Here is a 20743-nt window from a genome sequence, read left to right on the forward strand (position 1 = left end):
TAATGGTATTAAAAAGGGAGTGTATGAATAGTGTCTTATAAAAAAATAATGTTGACTGGAATAATAATAACAAATATTTTGGATTGTCAACACTAAACTAAACAACTTTTTTAAGGGTGTTTTGACGGTACTCAACTGGAGATAAATAGCCTAGCGAAGAATGGATTCGATGATTGTTATACCAGTTGATGTAGTCCGCCAATTCATAGCCTAATTGTTCATGTGTTTCAAACCTTTGATTCTTTACAAATTCAGTTTTAATGACTTTATAAGTCGCTTCAGCTACTGCGTTATCATAGGGACATCCTTTCATACTTAAGGATCGTTCACTATGGAATGCCTCTAAGATCTCATCAATCGCTTGATTCTTAAATTCGTTACCACGGTCCGTGTGGAAAATCTTGATTTGACTTAGATTAGTTGTGACCGTACTGAATGCTTTCTTAACTAATGCGGCATCCTTATTTGGCCCTGAACTATACCCAATAATTTCACGGTTAAACAGGTCTACAAGAACGCATAGATAGTGCCAGCGATTTCCCACTCTTACGTACGTTAAATCACTGACAACAACGTTTAAATATGGCTGTTCATTAAAGTTACGATCCACAATATTTTCGATTTTATCATCGTTACATTTAGCCATATGCGGCTTAAATTGAGCGACCGTATAGTTCGATACTAGCCCTTCTTGTTTCATGATACGACCAATCCGACGACGTGAAACTTGTTGCCCCATTTTATTTAATTCGTGTTTAATTTTTCGAGTTCCGTAGTTATTACGGCTTCGACGAAAAACCTCAACGATATCAGTAACAAGTTGAGACTCATTTTTCTTCGGTTTAGATTCGTAATAATAAGTGCTACGAGACACGTTAAGGACTTGGCACATCGCTGAAACTGAATATTTGTGGGTATTATTTTTAATCACATTTATCTTCGTCCTAAGATCAGCGCGGCTTGCTTTAAAATATCATTTTCCATTTCTAGTTGCTTAACTTTTTTACGAAGTTGGATGAGCTCCTGTTCTTCTTCTGAGCGATTATCTTTTTCCTTAAAAGAACCGGTAGAAGTTGACTGTTTAATCCACTTATCCAGTAAAGAAGGTGAAAGATCATATTCACGGCTAATATCACATTTTCGTTTACCATTTAAATAAAGTTGAACTAATTGATTTTTAAATTCATCTGTATACGTACGGCGAGGTCTACGAGTTTTGGTTGGGGTCATGTTAAAGCTCCTTTTAACGATATTATTTATAATTCTACATGACCTTAAAAAAACTGTCTAATTAATTGTAGCCTATCCAAATAATATCTAATGATAGTAAAGTAGTAATATAAGCATAAAAAAGGAGAAAATAATTTTATTTTCTCTTTTTTTATTTAATTATCTATATGTTATTTTTTTAGAGGTTGTTTTATTAAGTACAGTAAACCACTTATAGATAGAATTACCATACCAATCATTAGATATAAATTATTGTTATCACCTGTATCAGGCATTTCTGTATCCGGAGCTTCTGTATCAATTGGATTTTCCGTAATGATAACATTGCCTTGTTCATCTAACTGATAATCATATTTGTCTGATACGATTAAGTCATTTAAATCTGTTCCTTTAACTGCATCATCTAGTTTAACAGTTTTAAAGTTTAATTCAGATGATGGATCAACTTCAATTTTTCCTTCACTTTTAAATCGGATGTCACCTGCAAGTGAATTACTAAGATTAAGTACAGAATTATTCTTAACGTTAACATTTGTCCCATCAATTGTTAAGGCACGTCCGATAGATCCAGTAATTGTAAGATTAGAGTTATCTACTGTAAGATCTAATCCACCCTTACTACTATTGATACCATTACTTAATCCTTTCATTGTGACATTAGAGTCTTTTATATTTACAGTTCCATCTACAAATCCACGTGCAGCATTTTCAAAGTTTAAGGTAGAATCTGTGATATTTATTTTCCCACTTTTTCCATTACTGGTTTTTATAACTCCTCCAGATAAACTTTTTTCATTTTTTGCATTTAAAACAGAATTGTTTTCTATATTTAATGTACTGTCATTGTAGACATAAATTAAGGCATAAGGTGACTTGTAGTTATTAGCCTGTAATGTTACGGCATCTAAAGTTAAATTAGCGCTACTTCCATAATGCCCAACTCCTAGGATAGTATCTGCATTTCCTTGAACTCCATCTAGATTAATTGTTCCATTTTTAAAGGTAACATTAGCACCATTGGTAAAAAGGTTTGTATCTTTTGTAAATTTTAAAGTGTTCCCATTTAAGTTAATTGTATAGTTTCCTCCATTAATTTTTAATGAATCCGTAAGGGTAACATCTCCATCTAAAGTAATGTTCCCTTGTCCATCACTATTTCCTAAAAATTCTGTACCCGTCATACTTCCCGCTGCATTAGCAAATACCATGATGGGCGAGAGTATAAACAATGTAAATAAAGATATTAAGCTACCTAATAATTTCTTTTTCATCTTTCGCTTTTCTCCTTTCATACTAATCAATAGCTATAAGTATCACATGATTTAAATAATTTTACTTACCTACATATACTTACCAACAAAACAAAAGTTATAACTTTTCTATATAATTTTTAACATTTTTTATAATCAATTTTCTTAGCTAATCTGTAGTAAATACATAATGTTTTGTTATTTTATTTATAATTTAATATAAAGGGTTTATAAAATATCTTATTATTTAGTGTAAATGCAATAGGAGATGATTTATTTGAAAAAAATCATGAAACTATTAGTATATTTAGTACTAATTTTGATATTAATTTTTTCTAGTTCTAGTATTTATGTAAAATTAGCGGAGTACAAAAAAGCAGATGATATCTATGAAGAGATTAGGGGAATAAGTGCTCCTAATCAAGATAATAGAGATGATAGTGAAGGCAATCATTCTAACGAAAATAATAGATATAAAGAACTTACTTCTATAAACTCAGATTATAGATTTTGGTTAAAAATAGAGAATACTAATATTGATTATCCAGTTGTTCAAAGTCAAGATAATCAATATTATCTTAAACATGATTTTAATAAAAATTATCTAGCTTCGGGTAGTATATTTATGGATTATAGAAACAACTTTGAAGAAGATAATAGTGTTATCTTATATGGGCATTACATGAGAAATAGGACAATGTTTGGAGAACTTCATCAGTTTAAAAAGGAAGATTTCTTTAACCAAAATAATTTAATTACGATTGAATATAAGGATAATAAATATATTTATGAAGTATTTTCTACATACGTAGCGGATTTCACTCATGAAGATTATTTGAAAATTAATTTTAAAAATGAAAAAGATAAAAAGGAATATCTAAACTATATAAAAAATAGATCCTTGTATAAAAAAGATATAGATTTAAATGCTAATGATCATATAATCACTCTTTTTACTTGTAGTTATGAGTTTGAGAATGCACGTACTATTGTTCATGGTAAATTAATATCTAAACAGTAATTAAAAATAAGAGTTATAGTAAAATACCTGTTTATTGAATTATTAATATCTAAATAAGTATTTTATTAAATAGATTGATGTTTCAGAAATCATCAAGAATTTAAAAAATGGGAATATTAAGTCTTCTTAGGGAACATTCTATTTTTAAGAAATAGTATAAAAGCTGTCTAAGTAATAAAAAAATTGAATGAATCTAATAATTCGAAAGTTATTGATTGGTCTATTATTCATAATGTTCTTTTAATGATTTAATAAATACAAAATATTATAGCGCGTTGATACCTTCTCATAAAAAAATCTCTTTCCTAATCAAGCTAAAGAAGGAAAGAGATTTAAAGTTCATTTCATATTGAAAAATTTTATATTGCTCATTTTCTTAACAGATACATCCATAAGAATAAAATAGGTAAATGATCATTATTATTTATGTACTTGTAATTGTTCCGCCATTTGGATGAAGAATTTGCCCTGTCATGTAACTAGAATCATCACTTGCTAAAAAAACATAAGAAGGTGCGACCTCAAATGGTTGCCCTGCACGATTCATTGGAACTTTTGGTGTTTTTGTTCCAAAGGTTTCAATCTGCTCAGCTGACCATGAAGATGGTTGAAGTGGTGTCCAAATTGGTCCAGGTGCAACACCATTGACACGTATTCCTTTGTCGGCGAGTGATTGAGAAAGTGATCGGGTAAATGATAGAATAGCACCTTTAGTAGCACTGTAATCAATTAATTGTTTTTCTCCTTCATAAGCGGTCACAGATGTTGTATTAATTATACTGCTACCACGTTTTAAATAAGGAAGTACGGCTTGTGTAAGATAGAAAAAAGAATATATGTTTGTTTTAAAAGTAAGATCTAATTGTTCTTCACTAATGTCTAGAATACTATCTGCTACAAATTGAACAGCATGATTATTAATAAGGATATCAATTTTTCCAAAATGATGAAGTGTTTTTTGAACAACCTCTTCTGCACATTCTTTTTTTGTTAAATCTCCAGGAATTAAAATACATTCTTGGCCAAGTTCTAGGATATGTTGTTGTGTTTCAGTAGCATCAATATGCTCATTTAGATAAGCAATAGCAAGATGAGCTCCTTCACGAGCAAAGGCATAGGCGATGGCTCGCCCAATTCCTGAATCCCCACCTGTAATAATAGCGACCTTATCTTTTAGTCGTTGTCCAGATATAGCATAAGGATTTTCAGAGATTGGGCGTGGATTCATTAAGTATTCTAATCCTGGTTGTTGATCCTGATGTTGAGGAGAAAACGCTAAATTAATTTCCTCACAGTCTTCACGTTTACCGATATATTTATATACAGGATACATAGTACACCACCTTTAATAGAAATAAGTCAATTCATTATATGAAATAAATAATTAGGGTGTGACTTAATCCAAACGATGGTCGTGTTATTTCTAAGGTAGCAGAATGAATAAGCAACGTTAGATAAAAATATTATTCTATTATAGCTGATGCCAATTAATAAGGATAAAAGATAAAAGAGCATCACCTCATTGAGGCAGATGCTCTTTTTAGTTTCCAGATTTACGATTTCATTACAGTTAAAAGTTCTAACACAATAAAAAAATGATAGATGGATTCCTTTTAAGTAATATGCAACATCATGATAAGGATTTAAATTCATTTTTTAAAATTACCTACTGAAATATTAGTTTAAAGCTTCTTCTGTTAGATTTAGAAGATACTCAAACGCACTATTTGCTTTTTTAACTTCATTAAATAGAATATTCCAGTAATTATTATCTTCTGAATCATTGTTATTAGAAGTATCTTCGTTTTGATTATTAGATGGTTTTTTGTTCGATGTGTTATTATTAGGAGAAGTTGATACATGCTCTTTTTCTAAATCATTAAATATAGTTTGATCATCTTGTGTATTAAATCTGCCTAAGTCATTAGGCAAATCTCCAAGATTATCTCCATTATCTTCTTTATTATCAATAATAGATGAGATTTCTTCTTTATTATTAGAATCAAGGAGTTTATCTTCTCCAAGTGAACAAGAGCGAATTAAAACTATCATTAACAAAAATAACACTCCAAGAAGTAAGAAATATATTTTTTTTCGAGTCATATTAAAATTCATCATTTACTCCTCGTTAGAACCGACTGGAATAGAACTTTCACTTGCTATTGTAGATACGCTATCATGCTTGGATTCTATTTCATCAGTTTTATCTTTTAACTCTTTTGTTTGAGAATCATTCTGATCGTTAAATTCCATTTTAAGAATTTTGTTTTCTAACTCTTTTATAGTATTTTCTAATGATTGAATATAGTCCTGTTGTTCAATATTTTCTGTGTTTTTAACTTCAAGTTGATGATTTAAATCTTCAATCTGATTTTCTAAGTTGCTATAGTATTCTTGCAAATATTCAATATTCTGTAAATCAATTGCTTCATTTGAACTAGAATTATTTTCTATCAGTAAGGTATAAGCTTGATATAATTCATTATATTTCTCTATAAGTTTAGTTTCATTTTCTGAATACGCAATAATTTTACTCTTTAAATTAGTGATATTATCTTCAATTGTGACTATTGGACTATTATTGAAAGTAACACTTATTTTAGTAATTGCAACGCCTGTTAAAAACCCAACAATAGTTTTAATGATAGTATTCTTCATTATTTTAATCAGAATATAGATCATATTTTAACTCGTGAGCCTATATTCTATCCTCCGTTATAATTTCGTATACTTAATTAATGATAGTAGGGGATGTAAAAGTATGCTGTTTATTATAGGAATTAATATTGAGAGGCAAATCACAACTCCCTTATAAAAACAGTAGGTTATAGAAAATAGGACTAGATAACCTTAATGGTATAAGTAACTAGCCCTAAATTATAAATTATTGATTAGGATTTAATTTATTGATTGTTATACTTTCCCCTTCATTATTAACAACAGTAATTACTACCTGAGCAACTTCGTTAAGTGAGCTAGTACGTAAAGTAGTTGAATAGGTTTTTCCAGCTTCTAATTCATTTGAACAATTATTATTATTTATTAAACCTTTACCAAACTGTTTGCCGTCATTGTTTAAATAACCATCCCATGTTTTATCTTTTAATTGGATTTGATTTCCATTAGCATCTAGATATTGAATTTTAATATTACCTTTTTTAAATACTCCAATATTAATATCTGTGTTTAATGTTATGGTTACGTGTACACTATCAGCATAAAAATGTGAAGTGGCAGTCGCAATTTGCTCTTCTTCTACAATCTCACCATCTAATCCTGGTAATGTAGAGGCATCTGTTGGATTTAAATTTGCAACTGATTGAACAGCTACATCTGAATAAAGTTTTAATGCCTCAATTGCAACATTTGCTTTTTTGACTTCACCTTCGAGTCGGCTAATCTCGTTGTTTAATTGATCCTGATTACTATTTGATTTCTCTAATTCTGTTTTTAATTCTGTGATTTTTGCCTCTGCATCAGATCTTAAAGCTTCATATTTATTTACTAATTTTTCATCATTTTGTGGAAAAGCTTCAATTTTAGTTTTTAAAGCTTCAATATTATTCTTTACTGCTCCAGCTATTTCAGTATTAAAAGTAATTGTTCCTGCTACTACAGTAGTCGCTACTGCCCCACCTAAAATTACATTTTTAGTAAGTTTCATAAACTCTCATCCTTTTTCAACAAAATTCGATATAATTATCACCAGTATAATACAATATTACATAAATTTTTCATAAAAGTATATTTTGGTATTTTTAACAATATGAGGTAAGTGTGAGAAGCTGAAAAATTCCTATTAATATAGCCAACATCTAAAATTCTCTTGAAAATTAAAGTAGATATTCAATAATTCTGTTTATTATATAGTAATTTTATTAGTTTCTATGTTAAGAATTTAGATGAAAAGGCTTCAAAAAAATATGTTTACTCATTCTATCAAAGCCTATCTTTTAGTATAGATATTATTCAGACTTTATTTAATTATTTAGCAGAAGTAAATAATCTAAACCAAGATTTCAAAGGTATTTGTTTAAGATATGACGATATATTAGATATTATCAGTGAATTGTTAGATGAATGTTGATTGGAACTAATTATTACAAATGTGCTTTAGTCAAATGAAAAAACCATTATCTCAAATCAGATTGAATCTGAACTCAGATAATGGTTTTTGTTTTATTCGATTTCCTGTAACAGTTGCGGACGTGGATTTCATGGTGGAGATGGGGCGTTCCGGTTAGTATCCACGTTTCAAAAATGAAGCGATTAGAGGTTATAACTGTTGTAGTATCCTTATAATATAGATTGTGAGTGAAAAATGATTTATAATGTAAGTAAAGAGCTTAAAGAGATTTAGGAGTATAATGATAGATATAAATTGTAATTTGGAGGTGTCTTGTTTGAGCCAAAAAGAAATTGAGTTTGCAGTGTTTTGTGTGGAAAACATTGCTGATTATTTAAAGATGAATGCACAGGATATTTATCAATTACTAGGTGTTAAAAGTAGGATATTATTTGACTATATTGTGCCGTCTTATGAGCCATTACATACACAAAGTAAGGAATATATTATAAATGAGATTGTAGGTATGATGAAGCAGAAGGAGTTGATCTAATGCTAGTTTATCATGGTTCTTACTGTAAAATCGTAAGTCCAGATATTAAATATTCAAGAAATAAATTAGATTTTGGAAAAGGGTTTTATGTCACGCCAATTGAAGAACAAGCTGTTAGTTGGGTATCTAGATTTAAGAGATTAGGAAAACCAGGTATTGTTAATGTGTATGAGTTTGATTTTGAGAAAGTAAAGCAAGATTTACGTATCCTGATATTTGAGGAGTATAACACTGAGTGGTTAGATTTTATTATTAAGTGTCGCAATGGTGAATTGATTTATCAGGATTATGATGTTATAGCAGGTGGTATTGCGGATGATAAAGTGTTTAATACAGTTGAGCTTTACTTAGATCGATTAATTAGTAAAGAAGAGGCTTTAGGAAGATTAAAATATTATAAACCAAACTTTCAAATCTGCATCGTTAATCAAGAAGTCATTTATAGTTATTTGACATATAAAGAAAGTAGAGATGTTTAATGGAAGCCAATAAAATTTTATTACAACGGAAATTTGCAAGAATTATTGAGAGCTTAGCGAAAGAGGCTCATATAACTGAAGAAGAAGCAATGGGATTGTTCTATACATCAAAAACATATCAACTAATTTCACAAGGAATTAGTGATTTACATTGTTATGCTGATGGATATTTAGTAGATGAACTTATGTTAGAATATCATCTGAAAAAAGATATTGGTTATTATTAAAGATGAAATGGTAATATTCAATATAATAGATCATTATATTGAATGACGAGAAGGAAGTTAGACATTGTCTAACTTCCTTTTTCATTTGATTAAAAAACGTATGATCGATACTTAATATTAAAATTAAGCTTAATAATTGACTTATAAAGTTTTAAGAGGAAATAGACGTATCCATTTCTTCTAGGTGTAGTCCGCATCCATTCACCGCAATTTATTATTTAGTATATACTGGTATCGAAGATGAGCAATATATTAAAGGACTCTTGACTTTATTTGGAATATTTTGTGATACAATTATATTGTGAATAAAATTAGGGGAGGATTTACATGTCGTACCAAAGTGAAGCTGAATTAGAGAAAGAGTTGATTCAATATGAGAAATTGAAGCTTTAATCCAAAATCAATATGTTAAATCTGTTTCAGAAAAATGAGTGGTTTATAGAGAAAAATTTAAAATTCAATTAGTTCAACTTCAAGTAGATAGGAACGTAAATGTAATATTGCTCGTAAACAAGTCAAATAACTAGAAATGGGTCCCCTGACAGTGCAAAGCAAAATCCTTCACTGCTAGGGAATGGGGCAATGTCAACAACTTACCAGAATATACTAAATATCAGTGAAAGTTATATCATGAAACAAATATAGTTTTAATGATATAGTCTATAATAAAGTTAAGGAAATGAATAACAGATAGGAGGAGGAGTTGTTAAAATTATTTAACAACGAATAAATATGTTTACTTATGAACAGATTCAAAGTCTTAATGATTTAGAGTTTGAAGTTTATAACTATATTGTAAAAAATAGTGATAAGATTCTAGAGATGACGATTCGAGAATTAGCACAGGAAACTCATGTATCGACTACAGTCATTTTACGATTTTGCAAAAAGGTCGGATGTAACGGCTACTCAGAATTTAAAGTGAAATTAAAGTTAGCTCAACTCAACGATGTTGAGCGAATAAGTGAGACAGAACTTAAGCCTGTATTAGATTATTTGCAGAAAATGAATAAAGAAGAAAAAAGTCGACAACTTTACGAGGCTGCAAGCTTAATTTGTCAAGCTCAAAAGGTGATTTTTATTGGAGCTGGTTCTTCTGGAATTATGGCAAAGTATGGTGCTAGATGTTTTAATAGTATGGGGAAATTAACTTATTGTATAGATGATCCTTTTTACCCAATTCCGGATGAAATCTATGAGGGTGCAGTTATCGTTGCTTTATCTGTTTCAGGTGAAATTCCACAACTTATTAATCGAGTTAATAAATTTAAAAACTCTAATGCAACGATTATAACGATTACAAATTCGCAAGACAATACGATTGCAAAGATGGCTGATTTATCACTGTTTTATCATGTTCCGGTAGAAAATTTTGATTCATTTCAATTTGAGATAATTGATGTAACTACACAAATTCCTGTTGTATATCTCATTGAAGAGTTAGGAAGACAAGTATATAAATTAATACATGAATAATAGTATATAATCCAAGCGTGAAGCTTGGATTTTTTTGATTTCTTTTGTGCGAATATTTCATTTAAAAATTTGTTTCACGCTAAAAAACAGAGACCTTATTGAAAGCGTATAATAGCGGAGATATGATAATAGCGTAAAGCAACATAATTAGTGAGAAAAATAAAAGGGAGGAAAATTTGAAATGTCAAATACTTTACGATTACTTATGCCTCAGTGGCAAGGTGGAAATAATCCCAATTATTTGTTAGGTGCACAACTTTTAACGTGGTTAGCTCCAAATGAAAAGAATGATTTGGTGGTTGAGGTACCAGTGGAGTCTTATACTGGAATGAAATTAGAAAAAGAAGATGGTGTTGTTGCGCGATCAGTCTTATTACAGCAATTGCGATCAGCACAAAATATTATTGAGGAACATCAACCAGACAAGGTGATTGTGTTTGGGGGTGACTGTTTAGTATCACAAGCTCCATTTACCTATCTCAATAAAAAATATGATGGTAAACTAGGAGTTTTATGGCTTGACGCACATCCAGATGTGTCCACACCAAAAATGTTTGCTCATGCACATGCAATGGTACTTGGGAATTTGTTAGGTGAGGGGGATGCTCAATTTGCCGCCGAAGTTGAAGTTCCTTTGAATCCAGATTTAGTGATGTATGGAGGATTAAATGAGATGACTAGACAAGAAGCAGATATTGTTGAACGCTTACAATTACGCAGTGCGAGCTCAAAAGAGTTAGCTCGAAATAGCGATTTGGTATTGGAGTGGATTGAGAGAAATCAAATAAAGCATGTAGCAGTTCACCTTGATTTAGATGTTCTTGATCCAAAATTATTTCGTTCTCTTTTATTTGCAAATCCAGATGGAACAGTTGTAAATGCGCCACAGGGTGAAATGACTTTTGATCAATTAAGTCGTTTATTCATAGATATTTCTAAAAAAACTGAAATCGTGGGGCTTGGAATTGCAGAACATTTACCTTGGGATGTTATTAACTTAAAAAAATTTTTAGAAAGTATCTCAATCTTTAAATAAATAAACTAATTAACTAACTAATGAAGAGAGGATAAGGGGAAATATGGATTTTCAAAAGCTTGCACAAGAAATTTTGAAAAATATAGGTGGAGAAAAAAATATAATCAATTTAACGAATTGTGCCACAAGATTAAGATTTAATTTAAATGATTGTTCTAAAATAAATGAAGATGCTTTAAAGAAAACAAAAGGAATCTTAGGGGTGGTTAACCAGGATAGTCAATTTCAGTTAATCATAGGAAATGAGGTTCCAAAAGCATATGAAGCTTTAATGAGTAAGGTGAATATAACTTCAAGTAACAATGATGAAAAAAAGAAAAAAGGAGGATTAGTAGAAAGGCTTCTAGATATAATATCAGGAGTATTCACGCCGATTTTGCCTGCCATTATAGGTGCAGGATTATTAAATTCAGTATTAGCAATTGCAGTATTATTGGGAGTTGATACAGAAGGAACAACCTATTATTTTCTTGAACTTATAGCAGATGCGCCATTATATTTCCTGCCAGTTATGCTTGCATATACTGCTGCAATAAAATTTAAATGCAATCAATTTATTGCTGTATCCATTGCTGGAGCAATGATACATCCATCATATACATCTTTAATTACTGATGCCTTTAATATTCATTTTTCATCATTTTTAGAATTCCAGTTATACTTGCAACATATTCTTCGAGTGTCATCCCAATTATTTTGATTGTTTGGGTTTTATCGTACGTAGAGAGATTTTTAGATAAAGTCATACCAAAAATATTTAAGTTTTTCTTTAAACCACTACTATGCCTATTAATTGTTGCACCACTTGCATTTATTGTACTTGGACCAATAGGTTTTCTAGCTGGAACAGCTATGTCAATAGGTTTAGATATACTTAATATACATGTAGGATGGCTAGTTCCTACAATAGTAGGTGCTATATTCCCATTAATGCTTATGACGGGAATGCATTATGGTTTAGTACCATTTATGATACAAGGGTATGCTACGATTGGATATGAGACAATTGCAGGACCAGGGAACTTATCTAGTAATATGGCTCAAGGAGCTGCAGCACTTTGTGTAGCATTAAAAACAAAAAATAAAGAATTAAAGCAAGTGGCTTTTTCATCTGGTGTTACAGCTATATTAGGTGTTACTGAACCAGCACTTTTTGGAGTCACGATGAAAATTAAGAGAGCACTTTATGTCGTTATGATTGGTGGAGCTGTAGGAGGTTTTTATGCTGGTATTACTGGAGTAAGAGGATTTGCATTTAGTTCCCCGGGATTGTTATCGCTCCCTGCTTTCATAGGACCAAATGATTGGACTAACTTAATTAATGCTTGTATTTCAATGGTAATCGCATTTGTTGTGACTTTTGTTGGGCTATGGTTCTGGGGATTTGAAGATATTTCGTCCAATGAAGAAGAGACAAATACTATTAGTGAAGTCTCAAAAAGCCAAAAATCTGTTGAAAATAAGATACTGAATGAAGTAATAAAAAGTCCAATGATGGGGAACGTAATTGATTTAAAAGAAATAATGGATCCGGCCTTCGCTGGGGAAATGCTTGGAAAGGGAGTTGCAATTGAACCGATGGAAGGTAAAGTATTCTCGCCGGTCAATGGAGTTGTAACAGCAATATTTCCAACAAAACATGCGATTGGATTAAGGTCAGACCAGGGTGCTGAGATATTAATTCACATTGGAATCGATACAGTAAAATTACAAGGGAAATACTTTACATCTCATGTAAGTGAAGGAGATAGAGTAGCATTAGGAGATCTCATGATTGAGTTTGAAATCGATAAAATTAAAGAAGAAGGGTATGAAGTTGTGACACCAATTCTTATTGTAAACGTAGACAGTTATAAGGAAATTAAAAAAATTATGTCCGGAACTGTAAAAGAAAAAGAAACGATTATAAGCATAACTACGATATAATAGGCGAAGGAGAATTATTATGAATAATACAGTAAGAAAAGAATTTCCAGAAAACTTTTTATGGGGTGGCGCAACAGCCGCAAATCAAATAGAGGGGGCAGCGTTGGAAGATGGAAAAGGATGGACGACAGCCGATGCATTACCTGATGGAGTATTCGGTGAAGTTTCTATTCCTCCTAGAGAAAAATACTTAAAAAAAGATGCAATTGATTTTTATCATCGATATAAAGAGGATATTAAGTTATTTGGAGAAATGGGATTTAAAGTTTTAAGAATTTCAATCGCATGGTCGAGAATATTTCCTAATGGAGACGAGATTGAACCGAACGAAAAAGGGTTAAAATATTATGATGATTTATTTGATGAAATGAAGAAATATAATATTGAACCTATAGTTACATTGTCTCATTATGAACTGCCATTGGGATTGGTTATTGACTACGGAGGATGGAGCAATCGCAAGCTAATAAAATTTTTTGAACGATACGCTAGCGTAGTGTTTAAAAGATACAAAGATAAAGTTAAGTATTGGTTAACATTTAATGAAATAAATGTGGTACTTCATGCACCCTTTAATGGTGCTGGAATTCAAGGTAAACCAGAAGAAATTAATAAAAGTGTTCTTTATCAAGCGATTCATCATCAACTAACTGCTAGTGCTTTAGCTGTTAAAATTGGGCATGAAATAATGCCGCAAGCAATGATTGGTTGTATGATAGAAGGTGGTCCAATGTATCCATTAACTCCTAATCCGAAAGATATGTTAGAGATGATACGTAAAGATAGAGAGTCGTTATTTTTTGCAGATGTTCACGTAAGAGGAAAATATCCAAGCTATATGAATCGTTATTTCATGGAGAATGACATTAAATTAAACATCACAAATGAGGATAAGGAAATATTAAAGAATACGGTTGATTTTGTTTCATTTAGTTATTATATGAGTTATTGTGCAACAGCCGATGAAGAGCTTAATATACAAGCTAAAGGAAATATTTTGAGTGCAGTTAAAAATCCTTATCTAGAGGAAACTGAATGGGGTTGGCAAAAAGATCCAGAAGGGCTTAGATACACTTTGAATCTATTATATGATAGATATCAACTGCCACTATTTATTGTAGAAAATGGGCTAGGTGCAAAGGATGAATTAGTAAAAGGCGAAAATGGAGATTTTACAGTCATTGATGACTATCGAATAAAATATTTAAATGACCATCTAGTTCAGGTAAGAGAGGCAATCGCTGACGGAGTTGAAGTGATGGGTTACACTTCATGGGGACCAATTGATATAGTAAGTAATTCAACTGGAGAAATGAGAAAACGTTATGGCTTTATTTATGTTGATAGAAATGACAATGGCGAAGGAAGTTTTAATAGATACAAGAAGAAAAGCTTTAATTGGTATAAAGAAGTAATAAGAACAAATGGAGAAAATCTAAAATAAGTTTACAATAAGGTTAATTAACCAAAAATTGTATATCGAGAGGGTAAAAATGCGTTCTTTCTTATGATTCGGTAGAGCATAGCAAATATCATTTTATGATGTCAGTGCCGTGTTTTTATAGTGCTTGTTTTATCTGAACTAATAAAATTTGTAAATTCCCATTATTGAAGAATGAATACGTAGCCATATAGTGCAAACACCACAAGAAAAAGAACAAATAATACTTCGAAAATTCTCCCCTGTGTAGAGACATTAATGCCTCTAATAATACTTATAGTATATTAATAGTTGCTCAGGAGGGAATATACATGTCGAATGTCGCAAAATGTATTAATATCGTATCGATTAAAATGGTAAAGGAGTCTAAATTCCTTTATCAAATATGTCAAAGCATATCACTTAATGATGCTTATGAAATGATTAAAGAACAACTAGAAGGATTAGATCGTGAGTAATTCATTTAGTTGAAGCAGGTGGATTAAAAGTTTGAAAGAATTAATGGAAGCTGAAGTTGTCAGTAGAGTACAATACAATGAAGTTCCACTTAGAGTTGAATACTCTTTAACTAATCATGGAAAAGAGCTAGTAGAGTCCTTAGTACCTGTAACTCTTTGGTCAGAACACTCAATTCAAATACATAAATTAAAAAATAACTAAAAAAGTTCACATGAATGTGAACTTTTTTAACATAGAATATAGTATTTTACTTTTTTAATTGTTCTGTAATTTCTAATACACGTTTTGTTTGATGTTGTACAGCTGCAAAAACATCTCCTAACATTTCTCCTGTTTGCGGATTAATTGTTACACTTGTTCCATAAGGGTTTCCACCTGCTAAATTAATTGAGGGATCTGTATATCCTGGAGTAACAACTAATGCTCCCCAATGGAACATAGGTGTGTATAAAGAAAGAATAGCAGCTTCTTGACCACCATGCGTGTTTTGTCCTGATGTCATGGCAGTAACAACTTTATTAACAGTTTTTCCTTGTAACCAAACTGGACCTGAAGTATCTAAAAATTGCTTTAATTGTGCAGCAATTGAACCAAATCTAACAGGCGATGAAAATATAATAGCATCTGCCCATGCTATATCTTCATGCGTTGCTAATGGAATATGTTTAGTTTCTTCTAAATGATTTTTCCAAAGTGGATTCGCATCAATAACTGCCTGTGGAGCAAGTTCTTGTACTCTTACCAATCTTACTTCAGCTCCGAACTCTTTTGCTGTTGTTGAAGCCCATTGTGCCATTTTATAGTTTGTTCCTTTTGAACTATAATAAATAATTGCTAATTTTACTGTCATAATAATCTCTCCTTTAAGTTGGTTATAACGCTATTATAGATTTTAAACAAATTAATTCAATAAACACTTTTTAATGATCTATCGAATATTTGACAGTTGTTATAGTTTTTGTCTATTATGTATATATTAACAATACGGAGTGATGAAATTTGTCTAGTAATCAAGATTTGCGAATTATACGAACTCAAAAGATGATAAAAGAAGCTTTATTATCTCTTATTCAAACAAAAGAATTTTCAAAAATAACAATACAAAACATTGCTAATCAAGCTCTAATTAATCGAGCTACTTTCTACCTTCATTTTCTAGATAAATATGATTTGCTAGATAAAATCACTGAAGAAGTATTTCATGAACTTAGTGATTTAATAAAACCAACATCATATATCATAGACAATTCTGTTGATTCAGAAAAACTACAGAATATGCTCATACTAATTTTTGAAAGTGTTAACAACAATATTAGTTTCTATAAAGCGATTTTAGGTAATTATGGAGTAATAGAAATTAAAAAGAAATTACATGAGCTTATAAAAAGTAAATTCAAATCAGAATTTTCAACTGTTAATAGTAAAGGGCAAATAGATTCTGAATTCATTGCTCAATTTACTACATCTGCTTTATTGGGAATGATTATTTGGTGGGTCGAATCTGAACAGATGTATTCAACTAAATACATGGCAAAGACTTTAACTACAATTATTTTGAACGGTCCACTTCAAGCAATAGGTTTTGAAAGTAAGTAATTAATAATATTGCTTACATGATCCGAACTAAAACTCGTAGACCTTGCTGAGCATATACTGATGAATTTAAAAATCAATTAGTTAAACTTTACCTAAATGGTAAACGAAGATGTGAGATTATTCGTAAATATGAAGTTTCCTCATCTTTACTCGAAAAGTAGGCTAAGCAACCTAATTCCACATGTTTCTTCAAAGAAAAAGGATATTTATAAAGGGCTAAGTGATGATTAAAATCGCTTAGCTCTTTTTTTGCTAATTTTAATAGTAATTGTGCTCATAAGTTTACATTTTATATTAGGATCTTATATCAATGAAATATTTTATAAAAATGCTTGAAACCATTGATAATAAATAAAAAACCATATCTAAACTCAGAATCAGCTTCTGTTCTTAGATATGGTTTTTCTTTGTAAATATTACGTACGAGAATTTTATGGTGGAGATGGGGCGTTCCGGTTAGTATCCACGTCCAGATATCTATCGAATAGGATAGTAAATAGTCTTTTATATGATAAGTAGATAGTCACATTTATGATATAATAGTCTTAGTATTGCTATTTAAAGTAATTAATGTTAGACAGGGATATTAGATCATTGGAATAAATGACTTTAACAGTCCATAATAGAATAAATGAATTTATAAAGAGAGGAGAGTTTTTATGTTTACGTTATTAGATGAAAAGAAACAATTGTTAGATAATAATCGTCCTTTAAGTAGAGAGGTTCTAACGAATTTAAAGAAATATTTTGATGTTGAATTTACCTATAATTCAAATGCCATTGAAGGAAATACATTAACGATTACTGAAACAAAAGTAATCTTAGAAGATGGTCTAACAATAGGTGGAGGCAAAAGTTTAAGAGAACATCTCGAAGTTTTAAACCATAAAGAAGCTATTGATTATATACAAGATGTCGTTAGTAAAGAGTTTGATTTATCAGAAAGAGTCATTCGAGATCTTCATCATATTATTTTAAAGAGCATTGATAATTCAAATGCTGGTGTTTATCGAAAAGCAAATGTATTAATCAGTGGTAGTATGCATCGACCACCAGAATATTTTCTTGTAGAAGATAAAATGAGAGAGCTATTAGATTGGTATGATGAAAATAAAGAAACAATGCATCCCGTAAAATTAGCAGCATTATTCCATTTTAAATATGTTTATATCCATCCTTTTATAGATGGAAACGGCAGATCAGCGAGATTATTAATGAATTTAATTCTACTAAGAAATGGATATCCACTAACTGTTATTAGAAATACTGACCGTGTAGATTATATGAGTGCATTAGAAAAAGCGAGTACGACTGGTAATACGGATGATTTTGTTGAATTTATTGCACAAGCAGTAGATAGAAGTTTTGATACTTATTTATATTTAATTGGATAAAAAGTTAAATTGAATTCGATATAAAAAGCATTATATTGGTTGTTTATCGGGGCGGTGGGCTATTTAGGTCCCTCCCTTTTTTGTTTATTAAACCTTGATTAGTTCAAGGAGCATTAGTAATTTATTATAACAATTATGTAAAAAGAAAGCCTGAGGATATTCATTGTTTATAATTGTATTTTTTTGTAAAATATTAGTATAAATAAAGAGAGTAAAATTAGGTGGTAAAATGTTTTCAAAAGTGGGCGAAAAACTTAAACAATGTCGGAAGGAGTATAATATTAAACAAATTCATTTTGAAAGTTATGGATTTAGTGCTTCGTATATAAGTATGATTGAAAAAGGAGTCCGTGAAGCTCCTACAGAAACAATAAAGCAAATTTATAATGCCTTATTCCTATTAACACAGGGTGAAATTGAAAAACTTTATTCATTAGACAAATTTATAATGACGGAGGAAGAAGAAGCTTTATATTGGATTAAGGAAAATAATATACTTGAAGTTGGATTATCTAATTATTCAATGTATAAGAATATATGTATAAAGTATGGATTTGAATATTATTTAAATAATATAGATGAAAAATTGGCTTACTATTATCAACAAGAACAAAAATATGATAAATCAAATCAGTATTTTATCAATTGTATCTATAAATCAGAAAGTGATAGTTATAAAAAAGCAATTTATTATAGAGAGATAGGAATGAATTATCAAAAATGTGGCTCTTATTATGAATCATTATTAAATTTAGAATTATCGTTATTGCATATTGGAAATAGGGATAAATTACTAGAATTTAAAAATAAATATGATTTAGCAAAAGTAAATTATTTTTTGGAGAATTTAAATCAAAGTTATTTCTACATTGATAATATTCTAGATGAATGTACAGAAATAAGGATATTAGGAGCTTCTATATTATTAAAAGAACTTCTTTTGAAAAAAGAGGGGAAGTTTTCTGAGGCTATAAAGATTTTAGAAGATTTTATAAAACAGGAAACCTATAAGCCATTTCTTAAAAATGCTTATCACAATTTAGGATGTAATCTTAAAGAACAAGGAGCTTATCAAGATGCTATTAGAATATTAAATTTAGGAATTAAATATTGTGATACTGAGCTAGATAAAGCATTGATGAAATTTTTATTAGGTGATATTTACTATTGTTTAGGAGAATATAATAAAGTACATATATACTATGAAGAGTGTAAAATTTTATTATTGAAAGAAAGTAGTTTATATAATAAAAAAACCATTATTAAGAAATTAATTAACCTTTATGCTAAGCAAAAGGATATTACAGCTATTGAGAATTTATTAAAAGAGATTGATACTATATCTGAGCGTATACAAAAAAAAGAATTAATAAATGAATGTAAAATTGAAATTTATCGTTTATTAGTACGGAGAGAAATTGAGTTATCAGATTACATTGAACAATACATAACAAAGACTTAACAAAAATGAACTCATTTTTGTTAAGTTAACAATATGGTGAAAAATAGAAGAAAGGTATAGTATAGGAATAGGAAAAGGAGGGGAAGGAGAATATGAATAAAACATTATCTACTAGCTTGATTATAAATATTATGATAGTAAGTCTATTTCTGGGAAATACTTTAACTATAACAAAGGGCCTAGAGAATATCCCTGACGTAAAACAAGGTCTAGAGAATATCCCTGATGTAAAACAAGGTCTAGAGAATATCCCTGATGTAAGATAAGACCCAAACAGTATTCCTGAAAGGATTTTTGAATGAGAAATAAAATAATTCTACTATCGATAATATTAATATTTTTGATTGGTAGCCTAATCTTAATAGAATTGAAAGACTGTAAATATAGGGAGTTAAGAGTGAGCATTTTCGATGAAACATATCCAACGAATTATCGACTATATTCTATTAGAGATGAAGATATAGAGGGAGAGGTAATTATAGAGGATTTTATTTCAGTATTATTAGGATCAAACCCTATAGATAATATTGATTTACCAACAAACAATTCAAAATATATATTTCGTCTAGAATCAAGTAGAATAGGAAGTATTATATACAGAGAGGTATGGATTATGGAAAATGGTGATTGGATTACTGGAATTTATAATGATGAGATTAATCAAATAGAAAAAAGTTCATTATTATCTAAAGAAGGTACTCTACACTTACAATCAATTTTGGATAGTTTGGATTGTCAACACTAAACTAAACAACTTTTTTAAGGGTATTTTGACGATATTCAACTGGGGATAAATATCCCAGTGAAGAGTGGATCCTATGATTGTTATACCAGTTAACGTAGTCGGCAAATTCATAACCTAGTTGTTCTTGGGTTTCAAATATCTGATGGTTTACAAATTCTGTTTTGATTACTTTATAGGTCGCTTCTGCAACAGCGTTGTCATAGGGACATCCCTTCATACTTAAAGAGCGTTCAATTTCAAATACCTCTAAAATCTCATCAATGATTTTATTCCTAAATTCGTTACCTCGATCCGTGTGGAAAATCTTGATTTGACTTAGGTTAGTTTGGACTGTACTGAACGCCTTCTTAACTAATTCTGCATCCTTATTAGGCCCAGAGTT

The 20743-nt window shown here is 30.2% G+C and carries 24 protein-coding genes; 16 read left to right on the forward strand and 8 right to left on the reverse strand.

Going from position 1 to position 20743, the window contains the following annotated elements:
* Window positions 1–97: 97 nt before the first annotated feature.
* Both HMPREF9402_RS02175 and HMPREF9402_RS02185 read right to left on the reverse strand, forming a co-directional pair.
* Window positions 98–1230, reverse strand: a protein-coding gene (locus tag HMPREF9402_RS02175) for an IS3 family transposase (protein ID WP_139058169.1) whose coding sequence is annotated in 2 segments (ribosomal slippage) — window positions 98–969 and window positions 969–1230 — 1134 coding nt in all. Because the reading frame shifts where the segments join, the coding sequence is not laid out codon by codon here.
* 170 nt (window positions 1231–1400) lie between these two features.
* Entirely contained in the window at window positions 1401–2501 is a 1101-nt protein-coding gene (locus HMPREF9402_RS02185; protein ID WP_039930688.1) for an LPXTG cell wall anchor domain-containing protein, read from the reverse strand.
* Between the two features lie 247 nt (window positions 2502–2748).
* Between HMPREF9402_RS02185 and srtB the strand changes: the two genes are divergently transcribed.
* On the forward strand, window positions 2749–3501 hold the full coding sequence (gene srtB, locus HMPREF9402_RS02190) for a class B sortase (RefSeq protein WP_230310462.1): 753 nt from the start codon (window positions 2749–2751) through the stop codon (window positions 3499–3501).
* Between the two features lie 424 nt (window positions 3502–3925).
* Here the strand turns inward: srtB and HMPREF9402_RS02195 are convergent, their stop codons facing one another.
* From HMPREF9402_RS02195 to HMPREF9402_RS02210, 4 genes are all read right to left on the reverse strand, one after another.
* The gene (locus HMPREF9402_RS02195; RefSeq protein ID WP_009606340.1) at window positions 3926–4834 is read right to left on the reverse strand and encodes an SDR family oxidoreductase; all 909 of its coding nucleotides are present in this window, start codon (window positions 4832–4834) and stop codon (window positions 3926–3928) included.
* Between the two features lie 344 nt (window positions 4835–5178).
* Window positions 5179–5616 (reverse strand): hypothetical protein, encoded by a 438-nt coding sequence (locus HMPREF9402_RS02200; protein ID WP_009606348.1) that lies wholly within the window; start codon window positions 5614–5616, stop codon window positions 5179–5181.
* Window positions 5617–5619: 3 nt separating this feature from the next.
* Window positions 5620–6183 carry a hypothetical protein gene (locus HMPREF9402_RS02205; protein ID WP_009606332.1) on the reverse strand — a complete coding sequence of 188 codons (564 nt, stop codon included), beginning with the start codon at window positions 6181–6183 and terminating at the stop codon, window positions 5620–5622.
* Window positions 6184–6385: 202 nt separating this feature from the next.
* Entirely contained in the window at window positions 6386–7165 is a 780-nt protein-coding gene (locus HMPREF9402_RS02210) for a hypothetical protein (RefSeq protein WP_009606331.1), read from the reverse strand.
* Window positions 7166–7895: 730 nt separating this feature from the next.
* On the opposite strand from HMPREF9402_RS02210, the gene HMPREF9402_RS02215 reads away from it, so the two are divergent.
* From HMPREF9402_RS02215 to HMPREF9402_RS14095, 10 genes are all read left to right on the forward strand, one after another.
* The gene (locus HMPREF9402_RS02215) at window positions 7896–8120 is read left to right on the forward strand and encodes a DUF3791 domain-containing protein (protein ID WP_370456858.1); all 225 of its coding nucleotides are present in this window, start codon (window positions 7896–7898) and stop codon (window positions 8118–8120) included.
* Window positions 8120–8599 (forward strand): DUF3990 domain-containing protein, encoded by a 480-nt coding sequence (locus HMPREF9402_RS02220; RefSeq protein WP_009606338.1) that lies wholly within the window; start codon window positions 8120–8122, stop codon window positions 8597–8599. The genes HMPREF9402_RS02215 and HMPREF9402_RS02220 overlap by 1 nt, the downstream gene beginning before the upstream one ends.
* Window positions 8599–8826, forward strand: a complete 228-nt coding sequence (locus HMPREF9402_RS02225) for a DUF3791 domain-containing protein (protein ID WP_009606337.1) — start codon at window positions 8599–8601, stop codon at window positions 8824–8826. The genes HMPREF9402_RS02220 and HMPREF9402_RS02225 overlap by 1 nt, the downstream gene beginning before the upstream one ends.
* Window positions 8827–9558: 732 nt before the next feature.
* Window positions 9559–10302, forward strand: a complete 744-nt coding sequence (locus HMPREF9402_RS02230) for a MurR/RpiR family transcriptional regulator (protein WP_009606346.1) — start codon at window positions 9559–9561, stop codon at window positions 10300–10302.
* Between the two features lie 181 nt (window positions 10303–10483).
* Window positions 10484–11338, forward strand: a complete 855-nt coding sequence (locus HMPREF9402_RS02235; protein ID WP_009606328.1) for an arginase family protein — start codon at window positions 10484–10486, stop codon at window positions 11336–11338.
* A 43-nt stretch (window positions 11339–11381) separates the two neighbouring features.
* Window positions 11382–12038: a PTS transporter subunit EIIB gene (locus tag HMPREF9402_RS14695; protein WP_009606350.1), complete on the forward strand. Its 657-nt coding sequence runs from the start codon at window positions 11382–11384 to the stop codon at window positions 12036–12038.
* Entirely contained in the window at window positions 12035–13264 is a 1230-nt protein-coding gene (locus tag HMPREF9402_RS14700; protein ID WP_009606335.1) for a glucose PTS transporter subunit IIA, read from the forward strand. Before HMPREF9402_RS14695 ends, HMPREF9402_RS14700 begins: the two co-directional genes overlap by 4 nt.
* 19 nt (window positions 13265–13283) lie before the next feature.
* Window positions 13284–14708: a 6-phospho-beta-glucosidase gene (gene ascB / locus HMPREF9402_RS02245; protein WP_009606336.1), complete on the forward strand. Its 1425-nt coding sequence runs from the start codon at window positions 13284–13286 to the stop codon at window positions 14706–14708.
* Between the two features lie 308 nt (window positions 14709–15016).
* Window positions 15017–15163: a hypothetical protein gene (locus HMPREF9402_RS14090; RefSeq protein WP_009606344.1), complete on the forward strand. Its 147-nt coding sequence runs from the start codon at window positions 15017–15019 to the stop codon at window positions 15161–15163.
* A gap of 31 nt (window positions 15164–15194) precedes the next feature.
* Complete coding sequence (locus HMPREF9402_RS14095; RefSeq protein ID WP_202944059.1) at window positions 15195–15365, forward strand: winged helix-turn-helix transcriptional regulator; 171 nt, start codon at window positions 15195–15197, stop codon at window positions 15363–15365.
* A 46-nt stretch (window positions 15366–15411) separates the two neighbouring features.
* Here the strand turns inward: HMPREF9402_RS14095 and wrbA are convergent, their stop codons facing one another.
* A complete protein-coding gene (gene wrbA, locus HMPREF9402_RS02250; RefSeq protein WP_009606329.1) occupies window positions 15412–16014 on the reverse strand; it encodes an NAD(P)H:quinone oxidoreductase type IV in 603 nt (200 codons plus the stop codon).
* A 149-nt stretch (window positions 16015–16163) separates the two neighbouring features.
* Between wrbA and HMPREF9402_RS02255 the strand changes: the two genes are divergently transcribed.
* The 5 genes from HMPREF9402_RS02255 (at window position 16164) to HMPREF9402_RS02270 (ending at window position 20361) form a co-directional block, all read left to right on the forward strand.
* Window positions 16164–16760: a TetR/AcrR family transcriptional regulator gene (locus HMPREF9402_RS02255; protein WP_009606345.1), complete on the forward strand. Its 597-nt coding sequence runs from the start codon at window positions 16164–16166 to the stop codon at window positions 16758–16760.
* Window positions 16761–17419: 659 nt separating this feature from the next.
* Window positions 17420–18154: a Fic family protein gene (locus HMPREF9402_RS02260; protein WP_009606334.1), complete on the forward strand. Its 735-nt coding sequence runs from the start codon at window positions 17420–17422 to the stop codon at window positions 18152–18154.
* 229 nt (window positions 18155–18383) lie between these two features.
* Window positions 18384–19616 carry a helix-turn-helix domain-containing protein gene (locus tag HMPREF9402_RS02265; protein ID WP_009606347.1) on the forward strand — a complete coding sequence of 411 codons (1233 nt, stop codon included), beginning with the start codon at window positions 18384–18386 and terminating at the stop codon, window positions 19614–19616.
* A 92-nt stretch (window positions 19617–19708) separates the two neighbouring features.
* Complete coding sequence (locus HMPREF9402_RS14430) at window positions 19709–19882, forward strand: hypothetical protein (protein WP_175282048.1); 174 nt, start codon at window positions 19709–19711, stop codon at window positions 19880–19882.
* A gap of 131 nt (window positions 19883–20013) precedes the next feature.
* Window positions 20014–20361, forward strand: a complete 348-nt coding sequence (locus HMPREF9402_RS02270) for a hypothetical protein (protein ID WP_139058171.1) — start codon at window positions 20014–20016, stop codon at window positions 20359–20361.
* Between the two features lies 1 nt (window position 20362).
* Here the strand turns inward: HMPREF9402_RS02270 and HMPREF9402_RS02275 are convergent.
* On the reverse strand, window positions 20363–20743 hold a 381-nt coding region (locus tag HMPREF9402_RS02275; protein ID WP_009606333.1), incomplete at its 5' end, for an IS3 family transposase.

It is taken from the genome of Turicibacter sp. HGF1, assembly GCF_000191865.1.
Taxonomy (GTDB): domain Bacteria; phylum Bacillota_I; class Bacilli_A; order MOL361; family Turicibacteraceae; genus Turicibacter; species Turicibacter sanguinis.

Bases quoted from the DNA above. Each gene is read 5' to 3' on its own strand.
- HMPREF9402_RS02185 (WP_039930688.1), bottom strand. From the start codon at position 2,501: ATGAAAAAGAAATTATTAGGTAGCTTAATATCTTTATTTACATTGTTT.
- srtB (WP_230310462.1), top strand. From the start codon at position 2,749: ATGATTTATTTGAAAAAAATCATGAAACTATTAGTATATTTAGTACTA.
- HMPREF9402_RS02195 (WP_009606340.1), bottom strand. From the start codon at position 4,834: ATGTATCCTGTATATAAATATATCGGTAAACGTGAAGACTGTGAGGAA.
- HMPREF9402_RS02200 (WP_009606348.1), bottom strand. From the start codon at position 5,616: ATGAATTTTAATATGACTCGAAAAAAAATATATTTCTTACTTCTTGGA.
- HMPREF9402_RS02205 (WP_009606332.1), bottom strand. From the start codon at position 6,183: ATGATCTATATTCTGATTAAAATAATGAAGAATACTATCATTAAAACT.
- HMPREF9402_RS02210 (WP_009606331.1), bottom strand. From the start codon at position 7,165: ATGAAACTTACTAAAAATGTAATTTTAGGTGGGGCAGTAGCGACTACT.
- HMPREF9402_RS02220 (WP_009606338.1), top strand. From the start codon at position 8,120: ATGCTAGTTTATCATGGTTCTTACTGTAAAATCGTAAGTCCAGATATT.
- HMPREF9402_RS02225 (WP_009606337.1), top strand. From the start codon at position 8,599: ATGGAAGCCAATAAAATTTTATTACAACGGAAATTTGCAAGAATTATT.
- HMPREF9402_RS02230 (WP_009606346.1), top strand. From the start codon at position 9,559: ATGTTTACTTATGAACAGATTCAAAGTCTTAATGATTTAGAGTTTGAA.
- HMPREF9402_RS02235 (WP_009606328.1), top strand. From the start codon at position 10,484: ATGTCAAATACTTTACGATTACTTATGCCTCAGTGGCAAGGTGGAAAT.
- HMPREF9402_RS14695 (WP_009606350.1), top strand. From the start codon at position 11,382: ATGGATTTTCAAAAGCTTGCACAAGAAATTTTGAAAAATATAGGTGGA.
- ascB (WP_009606336.1), top strand. From the start codon at position 13,284: ATGAATAATACAGTAAGAAAAGAATTTCCAGAAAACTTTTTATGGGGT.
- HMPREF9402_RS14090 (WP_009606344.1), top strand. From the start codon at position 15,017: ATGTCGAATGTCGCAAAATGTATTAATATCGTATCGATTAAAATGGTA.
- wrbA (WP_009606329.1), bottom strand. From the start codon at position 16,014: ATGACAGTAAAATTAGCAATTATTTATTATAGTTCAAAAGGAACAAAC.
- HMPREF9402_RS02260 (WP_009606334.1), top strand. From the start codon at position 17,420: ATGTTTACGTTATTAGATGAAAAGAAACAATTGTTAGATAATAATCGT.
- HMPREF9402_RS02265 (WP_009606347.1), top strand. From the start codon at position 18,384: ATGTTTTCAAAAGTGGGCGAAAAACTTAAACAATGTCGGAAGGAGTAT.
- HMPREF9402_RS14430 (WP_175282048.1), top strand. From the start codon at position 19,709: ATGAATAAAACATTATCTACTAGCTTGATTATAAATATTATGATAGTA.